Genomic DNA, 22,703 nt, shown 5'->3' on the forward strand with positions numbered 1-22,703 from the left:
GTGGCGCTCCGTTGCGCTTACCCCCCGTACATCGCCATCGCATCGCGCCGGAACGCCGCGCCGCTGTCGGTGCGGCTGTAGAACATGTGCCCGCCCGGATAGACGTTCAGATGCACCCGCTGCGCCACCCCGTAACTCGGCATCTGGTCGACGATCAGCCGTGAGGCGAAATAGGGGCAGGACAGGTCGTCCCAGCCATGCACGATCATCACCTTCATCTTGGGATCGTTGGCGATCGCCTTGCGCAGGTCGGTGACGGGGGTGTCGTCGGGCTTGCCGCGATCCCAGGCGCTGTTCACCTCATAGGACAGCGCATGATAGCGGGCGTCGGTCTTCCATCCCACTTCGCGCGTCACGAAATCGACCATCGCGCTGGTCGTCGGAGCGATCAGCGAGTCGAGCAGCGGATCGTTCGACCGCTGCTGCGACGACCAGGGGAAGGGGTCGAAGGCGGTGACGTTCGAGTCATAGATGCTGCCGATCGTCGCATCGTTGCGGTGGATTTCGCGCAGATAGGTGCGGGTATCGATCCGGCCGCCCAGCCTGCGGACCAGCGCCGGGTCCAGCCCGGTCAGCTCGGTCACACGGCTGACCATCCTGTCGACGGCTTGCGTGTCCGAGCGCCCGCGCATCAGGTCGCGCAGGTAATCGCCGCGCGCATAGGCCTCGACCCCCGCCATCGCTTCCGGGGTCAGCTTGCCCTGCCGCTCCAGCTGCGCGGCGGCCATCGAGGGCAGGTCGATCATCCACGGCAAGGGCGACAGCGCGGTGGCATCGTCGCCAGAAGCGGGATCGAGATAGGGCGACACCATCACCAGCCCATTGACCCCGACGCCGATCTGCGACTGAAGCTCATAGGCGATGCGCGGCGCCCGGTAGCCACCATAGCTTTCGCCCATAATGTACTTGGGCGAGCGCAACCGCCCTTCCTTGACCAGCCAGTCATAGACGACCTTCGACAGATATTTGATATCCGGGTCGTTGGCGTAGAAGGCCTTCTTGGTCTCCGCCTCGTCGACCAGGCTGCGGCTGAAGCCGGTGCCGATGGGATCGATGAAGACCAGGTCGGTGAAGTCCAGCCAGCTGTTCGGGTTGTCGGTCGTCACCGGCGCGTCGGAGGGGGCGTCGCCCTGCGCACCGAACGGCACGCGCTTCGGGCCGACTGCGCCCATGTTCAGATAGACCGAGGCCGCGCCAGGCCCGCCGTTGAACGCGAAAGTAACGGGCCGCCGTGCATCGCCGCCGGGCACGGTATAGGCAGTATAGACGACCTGCCCGATTTCCTTGCCCTTGTCGTCGCGCACCGCGATCTTGCCCACCGTCGCCTTGTAATTGACGACCCGGCCGCCGATCCGCGCGCTCTGGCTGATCGTCTTGTCGGCGGGGAGCGGCGGGCGCTTGCTGTCGTCGTCCTTGGTCTCGGTGGTGGTCTTGGTTTCGGTCTTCTCGGCCTTTTGCGCGAAGGCGGGAGTGGCGGCGCTGCTGGCCAGCAGCAACAGGGCGGTCAGGTGCAAGGTCTTCGACACGTTGGAAACTACTCCCCCTCGAACGGCGATCGGAAGGGATCATGCGCCGGACTTTCGCGTTCCCGCAAGCCCGCCCCTCTCGAAACCAGCCGTCCCGCTTCCTATCTCGCCTCTGGCATTCCTCCCGGAACAGAAGTAGAACCTGCCTCATGCTGACCAAGATTTCCGTCCGCGGCGCGCGCGAGCATAATCTCAAGGATGTCGATATCGACATTCCCCGTGACACGCTGACGGTCATCACCGGCCTGTCGGGGTCGGGCAAGTCTTCGCTGGCGTTCGACACGATCTATGCCGAGGGGCAGCGGCGTTACGTCGAGTCGCTGTCGGCCTATGCGCGCCAGTTCCTGGAGATGATGCAGAAGCCGGACGTCGACCATATCGAGGGGCTGTCGCCCGCCATCTCGATCGAGCAGAAGACGACCAGCCGCAATCCGCGATCGACCGTGGCGACGGTCACCGAAATCTACGACTATATGCGCTTGCTCTGGGCGCGGGTCGGCATTCCCTATTCGCCCGCGACCGGCGAGCCGATCGCGGCGCAGACGGTCAGCCAGATGGTCGACCGGGTGATGACGCTGCCCGAGGGCACGCGCCTGTACCTGCTCGCCCCCGTGGTGCGCGGCCGCAAGGGCGAATATCGCAAGGAAATGGCGGAGTGGCAGAAGGCGGGCTTCACCCGTGTTCGCATCGACGGCCAGCTCTATGAGATCGACGAGGCGCCGGCGCTCGACAAGAAGTTCAAGCACGACATCGAGGTCGTGGTCGACCGCCTGGTCGTGCGCGAGGATATCGCCACGCGCCTGGCCGACAGTTTCGAGACCGCGCTGAAGCTGGCGGACGGGCTGGCCTATGTCGACCCCGCCGATCCGGTCGAGCCCGCGACGCCCAAATCCGCCGTGCTGGGCAACAATGCGCCCGATGGCCGGATCGTCTTCTCCGAGAAATTCGCCTGCCCGATCAGCGGCTTCACCATTTCCGAGATCGAGCCGCGCCTGTTCTCGTTCAATGCGCCGCAGGGGGCCTGCCCGGCCTGTGACGGGCTGGGCGAAAAGCTGATCTTCGACGAAGACCTCGTCGTCCCCAATCACGAGCTGTCGATCAAGAAGGGCGCGGTCGTGCCCTGGGCCAAGTCCAACCCGCCCAGCCCCTATTATATGCAGGTGCTGGGCAGCCTGGCGCGCGAGTTCGGCTTCTCGCTGGAGACGCCGTGGAAGGATCTGGAAGACAAGGTCCGCGACGCGATCCTGCATGGGACCAAGGGCAAGGCGGTCACGCTGACCTTCGTCGATGGCAAAAAGTCCTACGATGTGAAGAAGCCGTTCGAGGGCGTGATCGGCAACCTCAATCGCCGGATGCTCCAGACCGAGAGCGCCTGGATGCGCGAGGAACTGTCCAACTATCAATCCTCGCAGCCCTGCGAAGTCTGCCACGGCGCGCGGCTGAAGCCCGAGGCGCTGGCGGTGAAGATCGCCATGCAGGACATCAGCTATGCGACGCACCTGTCGGTGGTCGATGCGCTCGCTTTCTTCACCGGACTCCCTGAGCATCTGACCGACCAGCAGCGCGCCATCGCGCAGCCGATTTTGAAAGAGATTGTCGAGCGGCTGGGCTTCCTTAACAATGTCGGGCTCGATTACCTGAATCTCGACCGGACCAGCGGCACGCTGTCGGGCGGCGAGAGCCAGCGGATTCGGCTGGCGTCGCAGATCGGCTCTGGCCTGTCGGGCGTATTGTACGTGCTCGATGAGCCGTCGATCGGGCTTCACCAGCGCGACAACGACATGCTGCTCGCGACGCTGCGGCGGTTGCGCGACCTGGGCAACACCGTGCTGGTGGTCGAGCATGACGAGGATGCGATCCGCACCGCCGATTATGTGATCGACATGGGGCCGGGCGCGGGCGTGCATGGCGGCCAGATCGTCGCGCACGGGACGCTCAAGCAACTGCTCAAGTCCAAGACCAGCGTGACCGCCGATTATCTCAACGGCACGCGCGAGGTCGCGGTCCCCGCCAAACGCCGCAAGGGGTCGGGCAAGAAGCTGACCGTGCACAAGGCGACCGCCAACAACCTCCAGGGCGTGACCGCCAGCATTCCGCTCGGCACCTTCACCTGCATCACCGGCGTGTCGGGATCGGGCAAGTCGAGCTTCACCATCGACACCCTCTATGCCGCCGCCGCGCGTTCGTTGAACGGTGCGCGCATTCTGGCGGGCAAGCATGAGAAGATCACTGGGCTCGAGCATCTCGACAAGGTGATCGACATCGACCAATCGCCGATCGGCCGCACGCCACGGTCGAACCCGGCGACCTATACCGGTGCCTTCACGCAGATCCGCGACTGGTTCGCCGGGCTGCCCGAGGCGCAGGCGCGCGGTTACAAGCCGGGCCGGTTCTCGTTCAACGTCAAGGGCGGCCGGTGCGAGGCGTGCCAGGGCGATGGCGTACTCAAGATCGAGATGCACTTCCTTCCGGATGTCTATGTCACCTGCGACGTGTGCCACGGCGCGCGCTACAATCGCGAGACGCTGGAGGTGAAGTTCAAGGGCCACTCGATCGCCGACGTGCTCGACATGACCGTCGAGGATGCGGCCGAGTTCTTCCAGGCGGTGCCGCCGATCCGCGACAAGATGGCGATGCTGGTCGAGGTCGGTCTGGGTTACGTGAAGGTCGGCCAGCAGGCGACGACCCTGTCGGGCGGCGAGGCGCAGCGGGTGAAGCTGGCCAAGGAATTGTCGCGTCGCGCAACGGGCAACACGCTCTACATCCTGGACGAGCCGACCACCGGGCTTCACTTTGAGGATGTTCGCAAATTGCTCGAGGTGCTGCACGCGCTGGTCGAACAGGGCAATACGGTGGTGGTGATCGAGCATAATCTTGACGTCATCAAGACCGCCGACTGGATCGTCGATCTGGGTCCCGAAGGCGGCGTGAAGGGCGGCGAGATCGTTGCGGTGGGTACTCCCGAAGTCGTCGCCGCCGAACCGCGTAGCTTTACCGGCAAATATCTGAAGCCGCTACTCGACAGGGGACAGGCGCAGGCGGCGGAGTGACGATCCTCCCCGGTATGGGGAGGGGCTTCGCGCACGCTATCGAGTTCGGCCGTGCGGCGCGCGATCAGCGGCATCGAGCCTGTCGCGCCAGCTTCAGGCCGAACAGGGCAAAGGCGCGGACGTGGCGCGGTTGCGGCACCGCCACCTCGATGCTGGCTGCGTGCAGCGCCGCCAACAATAAGGACCCGATGAAAAAGGCCGGCTGCAATTCTGCCCAGCCGCTTGCCCTTGCGGAACCGGATGAACCCGATCGGACAGCCGGCCGCCGGCCCAAGTGGCCGTCCCCGGCCTGGCACCGCATCCGACACGGCAATCCATCTTACGCCACATCGATCAGACGAAGCCGAACGGGGGTGGGGATCGGGGCGCGGTCGACTGCCGGCCCCATTGGCCGTCACGCCGCGTGCGACAGCGTATCCAACTCCGCATCGAGCGCCGCGCCCAGGTCGGTCCAGATATCCCGAACGTCCTCCAGCCCGACCGACAGCCGCACCAGATCGGGCATGATCCCGTGCGCGATCAACTGTTCGACGGGATAGGTGGAATGGGTCATGCTCGCGGGATGCTGGATCAGCGTTTCGGCATCGCCCAACGACACGGCGCGCTGGATCAGCTTGAGCCGGTTCATCACCCGCTTGCCCGCCTCATACCCGCCGCGCACCTGGAACGCGATCATGCCGCCGGGCAGCGCCATCTGGCGCTGGGCGAGGTCATGCTGGGCAAAGCTTTCCAGCCCCGGATAATGGACCGCATGCACCGCCGGATGCGCCTGAAGCCGCTCGGCGACGACGTGCGCCGAGGCGGCATGACGCTGGACGCGCAATTCCAGCGTCTTCAGCCCGCGCAGGATCAGCATGGCGTTGAAGGGGGACAGCACCGCACCGGTCATGTCCTTCACGCCGAACAGCCGGATCTGCTGGATGTCCGCCGCGCGGCCCAGCACCATGCCAGCGACCAGATCGCCATGCCCGCCCAGATATTTGGTGGCCGAATGGACGACGAGGTCCGCGCCCAGCGCGATCGGGCGGGTGATGACCGGCGTGGCATAGGTGTTGTCGACCACGCTCCACGCGCCGTGTGCCTTGGCGAGCGCGCAGACGGCCTGGATGTCGACCAGCCGCATGTTGGGATTGGCGGGCGTCTCGAAATAGACGAGCCTGGTGTCCGGCCCGAACGCCGCCTCGACCGACGCAAGGTCGGTCATGTCGACATGGGTGACGCGGATGCCGAACCGGCCCAGCCCGTGCTGCATGAAGGCGAAGGTGCAGCCATAGAGCGTCATGTCGGTCAGGATCTCGTCGCCGGGGCGCAGCAGCGTCCAGAGCGTAGCCGTGATCGCGCCCATCCCCGATGCCGTCCCCAGCGCCGCCTCGGCCCCCTCCAGATGCGCGATACGTCGCTCCAGCAGGTCGAGCGTCGGGTTGGAGATGCGGCTATAGACATGGCCCGGCTGCTCGCCGGAGAAGCGCGCCGCGCCGTCCTCCGCACTTTCGAACGCGAAGGTGGAGGTCAGGTGCAGCGGCGGGGTCAGTGCGCCCTCATGATCCTGGGGATCATAGCCATGATGGATAGCGGCGGTGGCGAAACCGAAGGGGGCGGGGGTCGACATGGCAGGCGGCTTTCTTTGCGTGATGCCGCCATTCTAAGCCGGAATTTACTCGCTGAAATTGCGTTGTTTGCCAAACATGGATGCTGGATTGGCAGAATCTGCTAACAAAGGGTATGGACACCAAGGATCGTCAGATCGTCCGCCTGCTCCAGCAGGACGGCCGCCTCACCAATCAGGACCTGGCCGAGCGCGTCGGGCTGTCACCATCACCCTGTCTGCGTCGGGTGCGGCTGCTTGAACAGGCGGGCGTGATTCAGGGCTATGGCGCGATCGTCGACCAGCAACGCTACGGCCTGCCCGTGACGGCCTTTATCCGGGTGCGGCTGGAGCGTCATGCCCGCGACCTGGTCCAGCAATTCGAGGAGGCGATCCGCCAGTTGGACGAGGTGATGGACTGTCACCTCTTGACCGGGGACGCCGACTATCTGTTGCGCGTCATCGTCGCCGATCTGGAATCCTATGAGCGGTTCATTCGGCGCAAGATGCACGCCATTGCCGGTATCGCCAGCCTGGACACGACCTTCGCTTATGGCGTGGTGAAGAGCAGCCGGACCTTTCCGGCCGACTGACCCCTTCGATCATCCACCTGCTGCGGCCGCCTCCCCGGCGAAGGCCGGGGTCCAGCTGCGGCACAATGGGAGGCACTTACTGCCTTCACCCCAACTGGATGCCGGCCTCCGCCGGGATGGCGCATAGTGGGGTGGGAAGCCCCTCCAACGAAAAACGCCCTCCTTCCGCTGGGGAAGGAGGGCGTCTTGTCAGCCGTTGTTCGGGCGATCAGGCGCCGAAGGTGCGCTGCCACCAACCGCGACGCGGAGTTTCCCCGGTAGCGCTTTCGGTATCGGCCGTAGCCGGTTCCTCGGCCGGAGTCGGCTCGGGCGCTGCGGAGGCTTCCTCGGCGACCGGCTCGGCGGCGACCTTGGGCGCGGCCTTCTTGCGGACGCGCTTGGGCTTGGCCGGTGCCTCCGCCTCGGCGACAGGCGCCGCTTCCTCGGCGGCAGGCTCGGCGACCTTGGGAGCGGCCTTCTTACGGACGCGCTTGGGCTTGACCGGGGCTTCCGCCTCGACTTCCGCCACCGGCGCGACCGGAGCCGGCGCTTCCTCGACCACCGGCGTCTCGACCGCTTCGCTGGCGACCGGTGCGGCCTTGCGGGCGCGCGGACGGCGGCGGGTCTTGGGCGCGTCGCTCGTCTCTGCCTCGGCCACCGCGAGCGGGGTCGTCACCGGCGCGGCATCGCCCGCCTCGATCGGCTCGACGATCGGCAACGGCGCGTCCGACGCATCGTCATCCGATGCGGCATCGTTCGCGGCCTCGGCCGTGTCGTTCGCGGCACCCTCGCCACGACGACCGCCACGGCGGCCGCGACGCCCACGACGGCGGCGTCCGCCTTCACGCGGCTCGGCCTCACCGGCGTCGACCGAATCGGCGGTTTCGTCCTCGGCCGATTCCTCGGCGTCGGTTTCGTCCTGCTCGGCCCCGTCCTGCTCGGCGTCGGCGTGATCCTCGCCCTCGGCCTGCTCGGCGCCTTCACCTTCGCCACGGTTGCGGCGACCGCGACGGCGGCGACGGCGCTTGCGGCCATTGCCGTCACCCTCGCCACGCGACTCGCGAGGCTTGGGGGCTTCGGTCGCTTCCTCCTCGACCTCGTCCTCTTCTTCCTCCTCGATCTCGTCGATCAGATCATCCTCATCTTCCTCGACGGGAAGGAGCATGTCGATCTTGGGCGCATAGGCGGGCGGCGGGCCGGAGGCCTCGACCGTCATGCGTGCGCCCTCTTCCTCGCGGTCGGGGATGATCTCGACGGTCACGCCGTAGCGATCCTCGATCTCGGCGATGTCGGCGCGCTTGCGGTTCAGCACATAGATGGCGGCTTCCTGGCTGGCACGCAGCGTCAGGATCGAGCCGCGACCGCGTGCGGCCTCGTCTTCGATCAGGCGCAGCGCCGACAGGCCCGACGACGAGGCGGTGCGGACCAGGCCAGTGCCCTCGCAATGCGGGCAGGGGCGGGTGGACGCTTCCAGCACGCCAGTGCGCAGCCGCTGGCGGCTCATCTCCATCAGGCCGAAGGACGAGATGCGGCCGACCTGGATGCGGGCGCGATCGTTCTTGAGCGCCTCCTTCATCGCCTTCTCGACCTTTCGGACATTGGAATTGTTATCCATGTCGATGAAGTCGATCACGACCAGACCCGCCATGTCGCGCAGACGCAGCTGGCGCGCGATTTCCTGCGCGGCTTCCAGGTTGGTCGCGGTCGCCGTCTGCTCGATATTATGCTCGCGGGTCGAACGTCCCGAGTTGATGTCGATCGAGACGAGCGCCTCGGTCGGGTTGATGACCAGATAGCCGCCCGACTTCAGCTGGACGACCGGATTGTACATCGCGGCCAGCTGATCCTCGACATGCGCGCGCTGGAAGAGCGGCACCGCGTCGGCATATTGCTTCACCCGGCGGGCATGCGCGGGCATCAGCAGGCGCATGAAGTCCTTCGCCTGGCGATAGCCTTCCTCGCCCTCGACGATCACTTCCTCGATCTCGCGATTATAGATGTCGCGGATCGCACGCTTGATCAGGTCGCTGTCGCCATAGATCAGCGCGGGCGCCGAGCTGTGCAGTGTCTTTTCGCGAATGCCGTCCCACAGGCGTGCCAGATAGTCGAAGTCGCGCTTGATCTCGGTCTTGGTGCGCTGCAGCCCGGCGGTGCGGACGATGCAGCCCATGGTCGAGGGCAGCGCCATCTCGGCCATGATGGTCTTCAACCGCTTGCGGTCGGCCGCGTTCGAGATCTTCCGGCTGATGCCGCCGCCATGCGATGTGTTGGGCATCAGGACGCAGTAACGGCCGGCGAGCGACAGATAGGTCGTCAGCGCCGCGCCCTTGTTGCCGCGCTCTTCCTTGACGATCTGGACCAGCAGCACCTGGCGGCGATGGATGACGTCCTGGATCTTGTAGCGGCGGCGCAGATTCTGGCGACGCTGGCGCAGCGCCTCGACCTGGTCGTCATTGACGGTCGACTTCTTGGGGCGCGGCGCGGCCTCGCCATCCTCGTCGTCGTGATGATCGTCGGCGTGATCGTCATGATCGTCGTCGTCATGATCGCCATGATCGTCGTCATCCTCGGCGTCGAGTTCGGCGCGAAGGGCGGCCTCTTCGGCGGCATGTTCGGCCTCTTCGCGCAGCAGGGCTTCGCGATCTTCCTTCGGGATCTGGTAATAGTCGGGGTGGATTTCCGAAAAGGCCAGGAAGCCGTGACGGTTGCCGCCGTAATCGACGAACGCCGCCTGCAGCGACGGTTCGACGCGGGTCACCTTGGCGAGATAGATATTGCCCTTGAGCTGCTTGCGCTCGGCCGACTCGAAGTCGAATTCCTCGATCCGGTTACCCTTGACGACGGCCACGCGGGTTTCTTCCCGGTGGCGTGCGTCGATCAGCATACGCGTGGTCATTGTGAAGTCTCCACGCGCGCGACGGGCCTGGTGGCAGCCGTCGCGCGCGGTAAATAAGGTGGGCGGCGGCGCGGGGCGCCGGTCCGCTGGAAAAAACGGAAAGCGTGCCGGTCGCAGCCGCAGCGCCGGCAACGGGGCCGGTGCGGACCCACGACACCGCGATCCCGCCGGCAAAGGCCGGTCGGTCAGCGGGGTGGATCATATGCGTCATGCGAGCGTCAACCTGGTTGGCCCGGGCGCGAAATCCTCGCAGTCCCAGCCCTTTTAGAGATGGCCCCGTCCCGATCGTGGGAGAGGTGATCGAGGCCGGGGTCCGCTGGAGTGCTAGCATCATAGGAACGTTTGCGCAACAGGCGGAAATCTGCCGGTTTGGCGGCCAAAACATGCCGAATTTTGGGTTAACCAATGGCTGAAAGCCCTGCGTCAGGGGCGTCCTCCTATGCCCGAATATCGATCTCCGGATCGTTGAAAAGGGTAGGGCGTAATGGCTTTTCGCTGGACCAGTGATGCACGGGCGCGGCATGGTCGCCGGGTCGTGCTGATGCTGTTCACATTCCTGGTCGGGCTGTTCGCGCCGATGAGCGCGATGGCCGCAACGGTACAGAAGGTCGTCGTGCGCGGCGCGCGGCTCATCATCCGGTTCGACACGCCGGTCAAGCGCGCGCGCAGCGTCATGCTGAACGAACAGCGCCGGGTCGCGATCGACGTGACCGGGGTCTCGCCCGGCCCCGCCACGATCCGCGACGGCGTGGTGCGCGGGCTGACCCAGACCCGGATCAAGCCCGGCGTCACCCGGTTGAGTTTCGCGCTGGCGCAGGATGCGACGATCTTCGACGGCGGCTTCGACGATGACGGCAAGACCCTGGCACTGACGCTCAAGCCGGTGAACGGCCGCTATGCCGAAGCGAGCTTTGCCGGCGCGCTCGATTTCTTCCCGTTCCATTTTCAGCGCAAGCCCGCCTACACGCTGACCGTGCCGGTGCCCAATCCGTCACGCTCGCTGCCGTTGCCGCGCGTCAAGGGCGCGGAGCATCGCCCGTTGGTGGTGATCGATGCGGGACATGGCGGCGTCGATCCCGGTGCGATCAATCCGCAGACGGGCTTGCGCGAAAAGGATGTGACGCTGGCCATCGCGAAGGAGATTCGCGACACGCTGGTCGCCAGCGGCCGGGTGCGCGCGGCGCTGACCCGTGAGGATGACCGCTATATCCTCCACCGTGAGCGTTACGGCATCGCGCGGCGGTTGCATGCCGATCTGTTCATCTCGATCCATTGCGACAGCGCCGGAGCGGGCGAAGCGCGCGGAGCGACCGCCTATACCCTGTCCGACGTCGCGTCAGACAAGGAAGCCGCGCGGCTGGCCGCGCGCGAGAACAAGGCGGACCTGATCTCGGGTGTCGATCTGGGCGGCAACAGCGACGTGTCCTCGATCCTGATCGACCTGACCCAGCGCGAGACGATGAACGCCTCGGCCAGCTTTGCCCGGCTGCTGGGCCGCGAAGCGCAACCGCTGATCCCGGTCAAGCCGGTCTTCCACCGCATGGCCTCGCTGATGGTGCTCAAGGCGCCCGACATGCCGTCGATCCTGTTCGAGACGGGCTATATCTCGAACATGCAGGACGCCGAATTCCTCGACAGCGCAGAGGGCCGCGACCGGATCGCCAAGGCGGTCCTGCAGGCTGTCGAGGTGCACTTCGCGCGGCGGATGGCGGCGCGGTAGGAGCATTATTCACGCTGATATTTGACGCAATGCGCGGCAGATACCCTATTTGCCGCGCGGGATCACCGTCAGGGGCACGTACCGTTATAATAGCGGTAATAAGGGGTTGCGCTACCCGAATATTCTGTGTCCCCGCTGCAATAAGCTGTCTCTCTACCAGCTACGTGTTGGCGTGTTGCATCGGTATAATAAACTTTGACATATGCGTAGTCTGTATACTGTGCAGCTGCAATGGTGCTCGTCATGGCGGCGGCTAGAATGGCAAGCTTTGGTATTTTCATGTCGCCTCCAAATGTCCAATGGTCATGATAATATGTCGAATCATTCTTTATGATCGACGTGTAACGCGTATCGCAAAATAGGGCGTTGCTCAATGTTCGCCATGCCGCCATTTCGCATGCTTTTGTGGTCGGTCGTTTGATGGGTGTAATCGTCAAGTGCGTATGTTCACGTCTGGTAGCATCTGGCAGATCGGCGTAATGGCGGCTGCATGATCCGCGTCTGTGCCCTTTACCGTTTTGCGTCCTTCCCCGACCCCGCCGCGCTGCGCCAACCCCTGCTGGACGTTGCCGAGGCGAATGGCATTCGCGGCACGCTGCTGCTGGCAAAGGAAGGGATCAACGGCACGGTGGCAGGCACGCACGACGCGATCGAGGCGCTGCTCGGGCATATCCGCACGCTGCCCGGCTGTACCGATCTGGATTACAAGGACTCCACCGCCGAGACGATGCCGTTCCACCGGATGAAGGTGCGGCTGAAGCGCGAGATCGTGTCGATGGGCGTCGAGGGCATCGATCCCACCCGCGAGGTCGGCACCTATGTCGCGGGCGAGGAATGGAATGCGCTGATCGCCGACCCCGACACCCTCCTGATCGACACGCGCAATGATTACGAGGTCGCGATCGGCAGTTTCGACGGCGCGATCGATCCGGGGACGAAGAGTTTTCGCGACTTCCCCGGGTGGTTCCGCGAGAATCGCGACGAATTGATGGCGGGCAAGTCGAAGGTCGCGATGTTCTGCACCGGCGGCATACGCTGCGAAAAGGCAACAGCGTTCCTCAAGGCCGAAGGGGTTGCGGATGTCTTTCACCTCGACGGCGGCATCCTGAAATATCTGGAGACGATGCCCGAGGAGCGTAGCCGCTGGAACGGCGAATGCTTCGTCTTCGATGCGCGTGTCGCGGTCGGGCATGGGCTGGCGCAGGGCTCTCACGGCTTGTGCCATGGCTGCCGGATGCCGGTCAGCCCCGAAGATCGCGCCTCGCCGCTTTATGTCGAGGGGGTGAGTTGTCCCGCCTGCCACGGCACGCGCGACGCGGAGCGGCTGGCCGCCTATGCCGAACGCCATCGGCAGGAGCAGCTGGCGGCGGCGCGCGGACAGGCGCATGTCGGCGCGCGCTATACCTCCGACGACGATATGCGCGACGAACCGCAGCCTCTCTGACGCGCAACGCATTCCCAGGCGGGTGGCAAGCCGGGGCGAACCTGCTACACGAAGCCCCGCAAAGCCATGGCCGTCGAAACCTTTTCCCCTTCCGAACCCGCCGAAACGCCGCGCCGCCCGCTCTGGCGCCGCTGGTGGGTGCGGCTGTTTGTCGTCCTTGCACTGCTGGCGGCGATCGGCGGCGGCGTATTCTGGTTCGTGTTCATCCGCGACCTGCCCTCGGTCGATGCGCTCAAGGCCTATGAGCCGCCGCTGCCCACGCATGTGCGCGGAATCGATGGCGCCCCGATCCAGTCCTATGCGCGCGAACGGCGGGTCGAGCTGTCGTTCAACGAATATCCGCCGCTGCTCGTCCGCGCCTTCCTGGCCGCCGAGGACAAGAGCTTTTTCGAACATGGCGGCGTCGATTATCCGGGCCTGGCGGGTGCGGTCCTCGACTATGCCAAGAAATGGGGCACCGGGCGGCGCGCGCGCGGCGGCTCGACCATCACCCAGCAGGTCGCCAAGAACCTGCTGATCGGCGACGCCTATTCGCCGACCCGCAAGATCAAGGAGGCGATCCTCGCCTATAAGATCGAGGATACGCTGACCAAGCCGCAGATCCTGGAGCTGTATCTCAACCAGATCGCGCTGGGTCGGAACGCGTTCGGCGTCGAGGCGGCGGCCCATGCCTATTTCGACAAGGAACTGGACGAACTGACGCTGGGGCAGATGGCCTATCTGGCGCTGTTGCCCAAGGGACCGGCCAATTACGACCCCGTCCGCCACCCCGACCGCGCGCTGGAGCGCCGCGCCTATGTGCTGCGCGAGATGCTGCGCAACAGCTTCATCACGCGCGCGCAATATGATGCGGCGATGGCCGAGCCGCTGGGAACGGTGCTGCGCCGCACGCCCAAATATGCGCAGGTCGGCGGCTATTTCGTCGAGGAGCTGCGTCGCCAGCTCATCAAGCGTTACGGCGAAAAGGCGGAGAGCGGGCCAAACAGCGTCTATGAGGGCGGACTGTGGGTGCGCAGTTCGCTCGACACCCGGCTCCAGGATCTGGCGGCCGAGGCGCTGCGCGACGGACTGGTCCGATTCGAGGGCGGGCGCGGGTGGTCGGGGCCGATCCGGCACGAGGCTATCGGCGACGACAACTGGCAACAGGTGCTGCTCAACACCAATATCGGGCTCGACTATCGCGATTGGCGCGTGGGGATCGTGATTGCCAAGGACGCAGGCGAGGCAACCATCGGCTTCGCCAATGGCCGCACTGGCATCTTGCCGCGCAGTTTCGCGCAGATGCCGCGCCGGGGCACGGCGGCGACCGCGTTCAGCGCGATGAAGGTCGGCGACATCATCGCCGTGTCGCCTGCGGGCGACCAGTTCCAGCTGCGCTCCATCCCGCGTATCTCGGGCGGCTTCGTCGTCGAGGAGCCCGCGACGGGACGTGTGCTGGCGATGCAGGGCGGCTTCGATCTCCGCCTCAGCGATTTCAATCGCGCCACCCAGGCGCAGCGCCAGCCGGGCTCGACGATCAAGCCGATCGTCTATTCCGCTGCGCTCGACCATGGCATGACGCCCGCCTCGATCATCGTCGACGGGCCGTTCTGCGTCGACCAGGGCGCGGGGCTGGGGACGAAGTGCTTCCGCAACTTCGGCAATTCGGCGGGCGCCGGGCCGCACACGATGCGCTGGGGTATCGAGCAGTCACGCAACCTGATGACCGTGCGGACGGCATCGACCGTTGGCATGAAGAATGTCGTCGCCATGATCAAGCAGATGGGGATCGGCGACTTCCCGCCCTATCTCGCTTATTCGCTGGGCGCGGGCGAGACGACGGTGGGGCAGATGGTCAACGCCTATGCGATTCTCGCCAATAACGGGCGCGGCGGGGATCCCTCGCTGATCGACTTCGTGCAGGACCGGCATGGCAAGGTGATCTGGCCGGAGAATTGGCGCGCCTGCGACCGCTGCAACGCCGCCGATTATGACGGCAAGCCGATGCCGCGCCCGGTGCCGCATCAGCGCCAGGTGCTCGACGCGATGACCGCCTATCAGATGGTCCATATCACCGAGGGCGTGGTCCAGCGCGGCACCGCCACGGGCCTGCGCGACCTGAACCGCCCGATGTTCGGCAAGACCGGCACCAATAACGGCCCCACCGATGTCTGGTTCGTCGGCGGCACGCCGCAGTTCGTCGGCGGCCTGTATATCGGCTACGACCATCCGCGCTCGCTGGGCGGTTATGCGCAGGGCGGGACGATCGCTGTGCCGATCTTCCGCCAATTTGCCGAAAAGGCCTATGAAGGGCTCGACAAGCTGCCCTTCCGCGCCCCGCCCGGCATCCGTATGGTCCGCATCGACCGCGCGAGCGGCCGACCGGTCTATGGCACCTTCCCGACCGGCGACGATCCCAAGCCCGCCGTGATCTGGGAAGCGTTCAAGCCCGAGAGCGAACCGCGCCGCCGCGCGCGCCGCGCCGCCGCCGAAGCGCCGGGCACGCCGACCGGCCCGGCCAAGCCCGCGCCGCCGCGCGACAGCGATTTCTTGCAAAGGGAAGGCGGAATCTACTAGCCCGCTTCCCATATAGCATTTTTCCGCCCGCCGGGCGGACGCACGACCGATTCGGAGAATATTCATGCGCGCTGAAGCGCAGGCTCATGTCGACACGATCAAGGATGCCCTGGAGCTGCTGCGCCGCTTCCTCGACTGGGACCGCGCGCTGCGCCGCCTGGACGAGCTGAACGCGCGCGTCGAGGACCAGGCGCTGTGGAACGACCCCAAACAGGCCCAGGCGGTGATGCGCGAGCGTCGTCGCCTGGACGAAGCCATCACCGCCACCCGCGCGATCGAGAACGAGTTGTCGGGCACGGTCGAACTGATCGAGCTGGCCGAGATGGAAGGCGACGAGGAACTCGAGAAGGAGGCCGTCGCCAGCCTGGGAGAGCTTGCCAGACGCGCCGAGGCCGACAAGATCAAGGCGCTGCTGGCCGGTGAAGCCGACGCCAATGACAGCTATATCGAGATCAACGCGGGCGCAGGCGGGACCGAGAGTCAGGACTGGGCCGGGATGCTCCAGCGGATGTACACGCGCTGGGCCGAACGCCATGGCATGAAGGTCGAGCTGATCGACTATCATGCGGGCGAACAGGCCGGAATCAAGAGCGCGACCCTGCTGGTCAAGGGCGAAAACGCCTATGGCTATGCCAAGGTCGAATCGGGCGTGCACCGGCTGGTGCGGATCAGCCCCTACGACTCGGCTGCGCGTCGCCACACCAGCTTTTCGAGCGTGTGGGTCTATCCGGTGATCGACGACAATATCGAGGTCGAGATCAACGAAAGCGAGCTGCGCATCGACACCTACCGGGCGTCGGGTGCGGGCGGTCAGCACATCAACACCACCGACTCGGCGGTCCGCATCACCCACTTGCCCACCGGCATCGTGGTGCAGTGCCAGAACCAGCGGTCGCAGCACAAGAACAAGGCCGAGGCGTATAACCAGCTTCGCGCACGCCTGTACGAGCGTGAACTGGCCGAGCGCGAGGCGGTGGCCAATGCCGAGAATGCGACCAAGACCGATATCGGCTGGGGCCATCAGATCCGCTCGTACGTGCTCCAGCCCTATCAGCTGGTGAAGGACCTGCGCACGGGCACCACCTCGACCGCGCCGGGCGACGTGCTGGACGGCGATCTCGACGCCTTCATGGCGGCGGCGCTGTCGCAGCGCGTGACCGGTGAAGCGGTCGCGGTGGAGGATGTCGACTAACATGCGTGTCCGGGGGGCGGGACCCATCATGGCGGCGGTAGCCCTCGTCATCGCGCTGGGGGGCGCGGTGGCGGCGTGCGACGGTTCCAAGCCGCTCATCCAGCAGCATGACGATGCCGACGACGACAAGGTCGGCCCCTTTCCGGCGGCGGATCGTCCGGTCGCCGATGTCGTCTCGTCGCGCTGGTCCAGCGAAGATGCGCGTGACCGGCTGCGCGAGGCGGATCAGGTCATGGACCGGGCGAAGATCCGCCGCGGCATGACCGTCGCCGATATCGGCGCGGGCGAGGGCTATTATACCGTTCGCCTGGCGCAGCGGGTCGGGAAGAACGGCCGCGTACTGGCCGAGGACATCGTCGCCGCTTGGCGCGACCGTCTGGCCGAGCGTGTCTCGCGCGAGCGGCTGGACAATGTCAGCGTCCGCCTGGGCGAGCCTGCCGATCCCAAGCTGCCGCCGAGCAGCTTCGACCGCGTCCTCATGGTCCATATGTATCACGAGATCGATCAGCCCTATGAATTCCTGTGGCGGTTGTTCCCCGCGCTGAAGCCCGACGGGCTGGTCGTGGTGGTCGACGCCAATCGCCGCACCAAGGCGCACGGCACCCCGCCTGCCCTGCTGAAATGCGAGTTCGAGGCGGTCGGCTTCACCCAGGTCTCGTTCGAGAACATGCCCTCGGCAGGGGGCTATCTGGCGACCTTCCGCGCCACCGGTCCGCGTCCCGATCCCAAGGCCATTCGTCCCTGCCGTCTGCAGGGCAATTAAGTCGGCGCGGCGGCGACGCATTTGCAACCTGACAGCTTTGTCATGCATTGATCCGGTATCGGCCCCGAAGGGTGCCGATAGGCTACCGGCCAGAATAAGCCGGGGTCCCGCAGAAGGAGATGATGATGAACATGCTATTGATCGCCGGGCTCGCGCTCGGCGGCGCCGTCGCTTCGGACGGGGCGCTCGAACATCGCGTACAGCTCGACCATCATTCGGGGCCGGTCGCGGTTCGCTACAGCGCCGATGTCGGCGTGGCCCATAAGCAGATCGGCGCGGTGACGACCGGCGGTCGACCCTCGACGCTGCGCTGTGTGTGGAGCGCCAATGTCACGATCCACCGTGAAGCGCGCGGCAGCAGCGGTACGACCCTGGCGCGCAGCGCCGGCCGCGATGGCGTGATCGAGGGCAGCCGCCCCGGCTGGTGCAGCGCCAACCGTGCGGCGATCGCCCAGGAAGTCGCCGCCCGCCGCGATGCTGTACGCGATCACCTTCAGGCGGTGGTTCAGGAAGACCATGGCCAGCTGCGCCGCGAACTGGATGGACTTCATAGCGAGACGCGTACCGGATGACTTTGAAAAGACTGACTTTGGGCGTGCTTCTGGCGGCGACGCCGGCCTTGCCCCTCTGGGCGCAGGAGCGTCCCGCCATCGGCGTGGAGTTGAATAGCGACGAAAATCGCCGGGGCCTGAGCTGGAGCGGGGGGCGTGTGTCGCCCTCCGCCGATATCTTCGCGACCCAAGGGCCGTTCGAGGCGAGCGGTCGTATCGTGGCGCTTCGTGAATCGGCCCGGCATGGCGGTGCGGGCGTGGTGGGAGACCTGAGCATCGGCGCGTCGACGATGTTCGGCCCTGTGACGATGCGCGGGCGCGTGACCGGGCATCTGTTCGGCGGGGCGGGTTTCAACGCCGATTATGTCGAACTGGGCGGCTCGGCAGCCTATACGCTGGGTCCGGTGCAGGTGGACGTGGGTGCGGACTATGCGCCGTCGCAAAGCGCGATCGGTGGCGACAATCTCTATCTTCATGCGGGCGCGCAGGCGGGGATACCCGGCACGCCCTGGACGGTGCTGGCGGGTGTCGGCCATTCGACCGGCAAGACCGACGATCCTTTCCGCGCCGCGCGGCTTCGCCCCGGTGGCGATTATAGCGACTGGCGGATCGGGGTGCAGCATGTCACCGGGCCGGTGACGCTGGGCCTGGACTATGTCGGGACCGATGTGTCGGAGCGGGCGGCGTCGATCTATCCGCTGGCCGATGCGCGGCATTCGGGGGATCGGATCGTCGGGCGGGTGCGCTTCGGCTTCTAAGTCATTCCAGGCGCTCGGCCAAAGCCGCTCCCCTCCCGCAAGCGGGAGGGGGTGGGGGAGGGAAATGCCCCAAGCGATGTCGCCCGTGGCCTAGCCCCCACCCCACCCCCCCCCTGCCGGGAGGAGGGGCTTTCACCGGAGGAAGGCTTTCAGAGCATTCCCTGTTCCCGCAGGCTTAGGACGGAACCGCATCCCAAAATCAGGTGATCCAGCAGCATGACGTCGAGCGCCGCCAGTCCTCGTGCCAGCCGCCGGGTCAGCGACAGGTCGGCGGCGCTGGGGCGAGTGTCGCCATCGGGGTGATTGTGCGCCATCACCACCGCGCTCGCCCCGAGCATGATCGCATCTCGGGCAATCCGGGCGACCGGGACTGCCACCGAATCGCCAAAGCCCGCGACATGGCGCAAGCCCAACAGCATCCGTTCCGAACCCAGATAAGCGATCCCCATCGCCTCTTTGTCCTCGCGGTCCAGCGAGTTGAACAGCGCCAGCATATCCTGGCGCGTGGCGATGCGAGGGAGAGGGCGGGCTAAGCGGGACACCTCCAGCCCTGTCGAACGTCGCGACGGGATGCACGCCTGGTTCCATCCGATTCCGATACGGCGGCTTGGCTCGGGCCACGCACAGCGCTACGCCTACCGCCATGCGGCAATATCTTGATCTTATGGACCGGGTCCTGACCCAGGGCGTGCAGCAGATGGACCGGACCGGCACCGGCACGCTGTCGGTTTTCGGCCACCAGATGCGGTTCGATCTGGCCAAGGGCTTTCCGGTCCTGACCACCAAGAAGCTGCATCTGCGCTCGATCATCGTAGAGCTGCTCTGGTTCCTGCGCGGCGACACCAACGTCCGCTGGTTGCAGGAGCGCCGGGTGAGCATCTGGGACGAATGGGCCGACGAGCAGGGCGATCTCGGCCCCGTCTATGGCAAGCAATGGCGCGACTGGGCGACCGCCGATGGCCGCCATATCGACCAGATCGCCGAGCTGGTGGAGCAGATCCGTACCCAGCCCGCCTCGCGGCGTCAGATCGTGTCGGCGTGGAACCCCGGCGATCTCCACGCCATGGCGCTGGCGCCCTGCCACTGCCTGTTCCAGACCCATGTCGCGAACGGCCGCCTGTCGCTGCAACTCTATCAGCGTTCGGCGGATATCTTTCTGGGCGTGCCGTTCAACATCGCCTCCTATGCGCTGCTGACCCATATGCTGGCGCAGCAATGCGATCTGGAGGTGGGCGAGTTCATCTGGACCGGTGGCGATTGCCACCTGTACCTCAACCACCTGGAACAGGCGAAGACGCAGCTGGGCCGCGAGCCGGGGGCGCTGCCCCGGTTGGAAATCCTGCGTCGGCCCGATGCGATCAACGGCTATGAGCCGGAGGATTTCGTGCTGCACGACTATGTCGCGCAACCCCATATCAAGGCGCCGGTCGCGATATGATAACGCTGGTCCTCGCCCGCGCGCGCAACGGGGTGATCGGGCGCGACGGGGGGCTGCCCTGGCATCTGCCCGCCGATCTCAAGCACTTCAAGGCGATGACCATGGGCAAGCCGATGATCATGGGCCGCAAGACCTTCCAGAGCTTTCCTGCGCCCTTGCCCGGGCGGCGGCACATCGTCCTGACCAGGGACCGCGACTGGGCGGCACCCGGAGCCGAGGTGGCGCATGACGTTGCTGGCGCGCTGGCGCTGGCGGGGCAGGGCGATGTCGCGGTGATCGGCGGCGCGCAAGTCTTCGATCTTTTTCGGGACGGGGCCGACCGGGTCGAACTGACCGAGGTGGACTGCGAACCCGATGGGGACACGGTCGTTCCAGATTTCATCGGATGGCGCGAAGTCGATCGGAAATATTGGCCCGCCGAAAATGGTCGGCCATCCTATTCCTTCGTGACCCTGATCCGCTGATGCTCATATGATTAAAAGAACTGGTTAACGAATTAACCATCAATTTTGTAGGCGTCATGGCTTCATTTGTCGTCATCGCCAGCGTAAACGATCTGCCAGGAGGAGATGCGGCAAGCGCCGCATGATCATTTGGGCAGATCATGTCGATGACCATGGACAGGGGCAGGATTGGGTTCGACTCTGATCGCGACGACAGGGGCGTTGATGATCCGGGCTTTTCCGGTGCTGACCAGGATGCGCTCGCTTTTCTCGAAGACCATTGCCTGGCGCGCACGCCAGACAGCTATGCGCTGGCCTTGCAGGCGGTGCTCCATCCTTATGGCCCGTTGGGGCAGGAGGTCGCGCGGCGAACCGATGGGGGCGTCCGCTTGACCAGCAACGACGTCGGTCAATTGATGCCGCTGGTCCGCGAGCAACAAGCCGTCGCCGCGGATCGCCGTCCGGGCGCGGCGCAGGCGCAGCTGGAGCGTGATCTGGGCGATCATGCCGAACAGTTGGAGGCGCTGACGACCGATGCGCGTGAGATCACCAACGCCTTCACCAGCGATGTCGCTGCCCTGTCCCTAGCCCATCACCAGCAACAGGGCGGATCCGCCGAATCCGGCGCGATCACGCAACTCCTGCAAGAATTGATCGCGCGGATCGCGCGGACGGAAAGCGCGCTGGAGGCGCTGTCGGGCAATATCGCCACCCTGCGCACCCGTATCGAACAGACGCCGCAGGACGGCGATATCGATCGGCTGACCGGCCTGATGACCCGCACCGGCGCGCAACCGCTGATCGAACAGATGGCCGATGAGGCCCATGGCTATATCATCGCGGCATGTGGGCTGGACGATCTGGACGATATCCAGGAGCGCTATGGCCGGACCGTCGCCGGCAATGTGCTGCGCGCCTTTGCCACCACGCTACGCCAGATGTGCGAGGGGGCGGAAATCGTTCGCTGGCAGGACGATGTCTTCGCGGTAATCCTGCGCGGCGGGCCGATGTCGGCGATCACCCGGATGATGGAGGATGCGCGGTCGGCGATGCAGGGGCGCACGCTACGGCTGCGCGGATCGGGTGAGCCGATTGGCCTGGTGACCATGTCGGGCGGGATCGCGACCGGGATCGGTCCGGCGGTGGATGACGCCTTTGCCCGCGCCGATGCGCTGCGCGAGATGGCGAGCCGGGGCGTGGGCAACCGTATCCTGTCCCGCGCCTAGCCATTTCGGCGCGGCCTGCTATAGCGCACGGCCATGCAGCGTGTTGACGGCGCGGGACCGATCCCAGCGCATCTGGCGGGCGGAATCGTCGCGCTGGGCAATTTCGACGGTTTCCATCTCGGGCATCAGGCGGTGGTCGGTGCGGCCGTCGCGCGTGCGCGCGCCGAGGGGCGGCCCGCGCTGGTCGCGACCTTCGATCCGCATCCCATCCGCTATTTCAAGCCCGATGCGGCCCCCTTTCGCCTGACCACGCTCGACCAGCGCGAGCGACTGTTCGCCGCTGCCGGGGCCGATGCGATGGTGGTGTTCCGCTTCGATGCCGAGCTGGCTGCGCTGTCGGCGGCGGATTTCGTCGAGCAGCGCCTGCTTGCCGCCCTGCGGGTCGGTGGGGTGGTGACGGGCGCGGACTTCACCTTCGGCCGCGCGCGCAGTGGCGACGTGAGTGCCTTGCGCGCCTGGGGGCGGACGCATGGCTTTTCGACCGACGCCGTCGCGCCGGTGATGCTGGACGGGGAGACGATTTCGTCCAGCCGTATTCGCGCCGCCCTGGCGGCCGGAGACCCGGAGACGGCGGCGCGGTTGCTGACCCGGTCCTTCACGATTCAGGGCGTGGTGCAGCATGGTGACAAGCTGGGCCGCACCATCGGCTATCCGACCGCCAATCTCGACATGGGCTCCTATCTCCGTCCCGCTTATGGCATCTATGCGGTGCGTGGGCGGCTGGACGACGGACGGGTGCTGGACGGTGCGGCCAATCTGGGCATCCGGCCTAGTTTCGACCCGTCCAAGGAATTGCTGGAGCCGTATTTCTTCGACTTTAGCGGTGATCTGTACGGACAGCGTCTGTCGGTCGAACTGATCGACTATCTGCGGCCCGAGGCGAAATTCGACTCGCTCGACGCGCTGGTCGCGCAGATGGACCAGGACTGCGCCCGTGCCCGCCAAATCCTGGCATCGCATAATCCGGCATGACGTGTTAACCT

At 65.8% G+C, this 22,703-nt stretch carries 17 protein-coding genes; 13 read left to right on the plus strand and 4 right to left on the minus strand.

The window, feature by feature from the left end; genetic code table 11:
- Positions 1–17 precede the first annotated feature (17 nt).
- Positions 18–1,526 (minus strand): S10 family peptidase, encoded by a 1,509-nt coding sequence (locus GGR45_RS07420; RefSeq protein ID WP_175311716.1) that lies wholly within the window; start codon positions 1,524–1,526, stop codon positions 18–20.
- A 149-nt stretch (positions 1,527–1,675) separates the two neighbouring features.
- Here GGR45_RS07420 and uvrA point away from each other — a divergent pair, with 149 nt between their 5' ends.
- Positions 1,676–4,576: an excinuclease ABC subunit UvrA gene (gene uvrA, locus GGR45_RS07425; protein WP_175311715.1), complete on the plus strand. Its 2,901-nt coding sequence runs from the start codon at positions 1,676–1,678 to the stop codon at positions 4,574–4,576.
- Between the two features lie 394 nt (positions 4,577–4,970).
- On the opposite strand, the gene GGR45_RS07430 is transcribed toward uvrA, so the two are convergent.
- Positions 4,971–6,185 carry a methionine gamma-lyase gene (locus tag GGR45_RS07430; protein ID WP_175311714.1) on the minus strand — a complete coding sequence of 405 codons (1,215 nt, stop codon included), beginning with the start codon at positions 6,183–6,185 and terminating at the stop codon, positions 4,971–4,973.
- A gap of 113 nt (positions 6,186–6,298) precedes the next feature.
- On the opposite strand from GGR45_RS07430, the gene GGR45_RS07435 reads away from it, so the two are divergent.
- Positions 6,299–6,754, plus strand: a complete 456-nt coding sequence (locus GGR45_RS07435) for an Lrp/AsnC family transcriptional regulator (protein WP_042489617.1) — start codon at positions 6,299–6,301, stop codon at positions 6,752–6,754.
- 208 nt (positions 6,755–6,962) lie between these two features.
- Here GGR45_RS07435 and GGR45_RS07440 read toward each other — a convergent pair whose 3' ends face one another.
- Positions 6,963–9,629: an Rne/Rng family ribonuclease gene (locus tag GGR45_RS07440; RefSeq protein ID WP_246358107.1), complete on the minus strand. Its 2,667-nt coding sequence runs from the start codon at positions 9,627–9,629 to the stop codon at positions 6,963–6,965.
- A 484-nt stretch (positions 9,630–10,113) separates the two neighbouring features.
- Between GGR45_RS07440 and GGR45_RS07445 the strand changes: the two genes are divergently transcribed.
- The 7 genes from GGR45_RS07445 to GGR45_RS07475 all read left to right on the plus strand — a co-directional run bounded on the left by GGR45_RS07445 (position 10,114) and on the right by GGR45_RS07475 (position 18,613).
- The gene (locus GGR45_RS07445) at positions 10,114–11,349 is read left to right on the plus strand and encodes an N-acetylmuramoyl-L-alanine amidase family protein (protein ID WP_175311713.1); all 1,236 of its coding nucleotides are present in this window, start codon (positions 10,114–10,116) and stop codon (positions 11,347–11,349) included.
- A 490-nt stretch (positions 11,350–11,839) separates the two neighbouring features.
- Positions 11,840–12,793 (plus strand): oxygen-dependent tRNA uridine(34) hydroxylase TrhO, encoded by a 954-nt coding sequence (trhO, locus tag GGR45_RS07450; RefSeq protein WP_175311712.1) that lies wholly within the window; start codon positions 11,840–11,842, stop codon positions 12,791–12,793.
- A 66-nt stretch (positions 12,794–12,859) separates the two neighbouring features.
- Entirely contained in the window at positions 12,860–15,349 is a 2,490-nt protein-coding gene (locus GGR45_RS07455) for a penicillin-binding protein 1A (RefSeq protein ID WP_246358108.1), read from the plus strand.
- Between the two features lie 64 nt (positions 15,350–15,413).
- Positions 15,414–16,541, plus strand: coding sequence for a peptide chain release factor 2 (gene prfB / locus GGR45_RS07460; RefSeq protein ID WP_175311711.1), 1,128 nt, complete (start codon positions 15,414–15,416; stop codon positions 16,539–16,541).
- Positions 16,542–16,569: 28 nt separating this feature from the next.
- Positions 16,570–17,304: a class I SAM-dependent methyltransferase gene (locus GGR45_RS07465; protein WP_246358109.1), complete on the plus strand. Its 735-nt coding sequence runs from the start codon at positions 16,570–16,572 to the stop codon at positions 17,302–17,304.
- A gap of 125 nt (positions 17,305–17,429) precedes the next feature.
- Entirely contained in the window at positions 17,430–17,876 is a 447-nt protein-coding gene (locus GGR45_RS07470) for a hypothetical protein (RefSeq protein ID WP_175311709.1), read from the plus strand.
- A complete protein-coding gene (locus GGR45_RS07475) occupies positions 17,873–18,613 on the plus strand; it encodes a TorF family putative porin (RefSeq protein WP_175311708.1) in 741 nt (246 codons plus the stop codon). Before GGR45_RS07470 ends, GGR45_RS07475 begins: the two co-directional genes overlap by 4 nt.
- A gap of 149 nt (positions 18,614–18,762) precedes the next feature.
- Here the strand turns inward: GGR45_RS07475 and GGR45_RS07480 are convergent, their stop codons facing one another.
- Positions 18,763–19,155 carry a JAB domain-containing protein gene (locus GGR45_RS07480; RefSeq protein WP_175311707.1) on the minus strand — a complete coding sequence of 131 codons (393 nt, stop codon included), beginning with the start codon at positions 19,153–19,155 and terminating at the stop codon, positions 18,763–18,765.
- Between the two features lie 101 nt (positions 19,156–19,256).
- Between GGR45_RS07480 and GGR45_RS07485 the strand changes: the two genes are divergently transcribed.
- The 4 genes from GGR45_RS07485 to GGR45_RS07500 all read left to right on the plus strand — a co-directional run bounded on the left by GGR45_RS07485 (position 19,257) and on the right by GGR45_RS07500 (position 22,692).
- Positions 19,257–20,051 carry a thymidylate synthase gene (locus tag GGR45_RS07485; RefSeq protein ID WP_175311706.1) on the plus strand — a complete coding sequence of 265 codons (795 nt, stop codon included), beginning with the start codon at positions 19,257–19,259 and terminating at the stop codon, positions 20,049–20,051.
- Positions 20,048–20,515, plus strand: coding sequence for a dihydrofolate reductase (locus tag GGR45_RS07490; protein ID WP_175311705.1), 468 nt, complete (start codon positions 20,048–20,050; stop codon positions 20,513–20,515). Before GGR45_RS07485 ends, GGR45_RS07490 begins: the two co-directional genes overlap by 4 nt.
- Positions 20,516–20,655: 140 nt before the next feature.
- Entirely contained in the window at positions 20,656–21,720 is a 1,065-nt protein-coding gene (locus GGR45_RS07495) for a GGDEF domain-containing protein (RefSeq protein WP_175311704.1), read from the plus strand.
- Between the two features lie 33 nt (positions 21,721–21,753).
- Positions 21,754–22,692 carry a bifunctional riboflavin kinase/FAD synthetase gene (locus GGR45_RS07500; RefSeq protein ID WP_175311703.1) on the plus strand — a complete coding sequence of 313 codons (939 nt, stop codon included), beginning with the start codon at positions 21,754–21,756 and terminating at the stop codon, positions 22,690–22,692.
- Positions 22,693–22,703 lie beyond the last annotated feature (11 nt).

It is taken from the genome of Sphingomonas zeae (assembly GCF_014197135.1).
In the GTDB taxonomy this organism is placed as follows: Bacteria; Pseudomonadota; Alphaproteobacteria; order Sphingomonadales; family Sphingomonadaceae; genus Sphingomonas; species Sphingomonas zeae.

Bases quoted from the DNA above. Each gene is read 5' to 3' on its own strand.
- GGR45_RS07485 (WP_175311706.1), top strand. From the start codon at position 19,257: ATGCGGCAATATCTTGATCTTATGGACCGGGTCCTGACCCAGGGCGTG.
- GGR45_RS07430 (WP_175311714.1), bottom strand. From the start codon at position 6,185: ATGTCGACCCCCGCCCCCTTCGGTTTCGCCACCGCCGCTATCCATCAT.
- prfB (WP_175311711.1), top strand. From the start codon at position 15,414: ATGCGCGCTGAAGCGCAGGCTCATGTCGACACGATCAAGGATGCCCTG.
- GGR45_RS07465 (WP_246358109.1), top strand. From the start codon at position 16,570: ATGGCGGCGGTAGCCCTCGTCATCGCGCTGGGGGGCGCGGTGGCGGCG.
- GGR45_RS07475 (WP_175311708.1), top strand. From the start codon at position 17,873: ATGACTTTGAAAAGACTGACTTTGGGCGTGCTTCTGGCGGCGACGCCG.
- GGR45_RS07440 (WP_246358107.1), bottom strand. From the start codon at position 9,629: ATGACCACGCGTATGCTGATCGACGCACGCCACCGGGAAGAAACCCGC.
- GGR45_RS07435 (WP_042489617.1), top strand. From the start codon at position 6,299: ATGGACACCAAGGATCGTCAGATCGTCCGCCTGCTCCAGCAGGACGGC.
- GGR45_RS07490 (WP_175311705.1), top strand. From the start codon at position 20,048: ATGATAACGCTGGTCCTCGCCCGCGCGCGCAACGGGGTGATCGGGCGC.
- uvrA (WP_175311715.1), top strand. From the start codon at position 1,676: ATGCTGACCAAGATTTCCGTCCGCGGCGCGCGCGAGCATAATCTCAAG.
- GGR45_RS07455 (WP_246358108.1), top strand. From the start codon at position 12,860: ATGGCCGTCGAAACCTTTTCCCCTTCCGAACCCGCCGAAACGCCGCGC.
- trhO (WP_175311712.1), top strand. From the start codon at position 11,840: ATGATCCGCGTCTGTGCCCTTTACCGTTTTGCGTCCTTCCCCGACCCC.
- GGR45_RS07470 (WP_175311709.1), top strand. From the start codon at position 17,430: ATGAACATGCTATTGATCGCCGGGCTCGCGCTCGGCGGCGCCGTCGCT.
- GGR45_RS07500 (WP_175311703.1), top strand. From the start codon at position 21,754: ATGCAGCGTGTTGACGGCGCGGGACCGATCCCAGCGCATCTGGCGGGC.
- GGR45_RS07445 (WP_175311713.1), top strand. From the start codon at position 10,114: ATGGCTTTTCGCTGGACCAGTGATGCACGGGCGCGGCATGGTCGCCGG.
- GGR45_RS07495 (WP_175311704.1), top strand. From the start codon at position 20,656: ATGTCGATGACCATGGACAGGGGCAGGATTGGGTTCGACTCTGATCGC.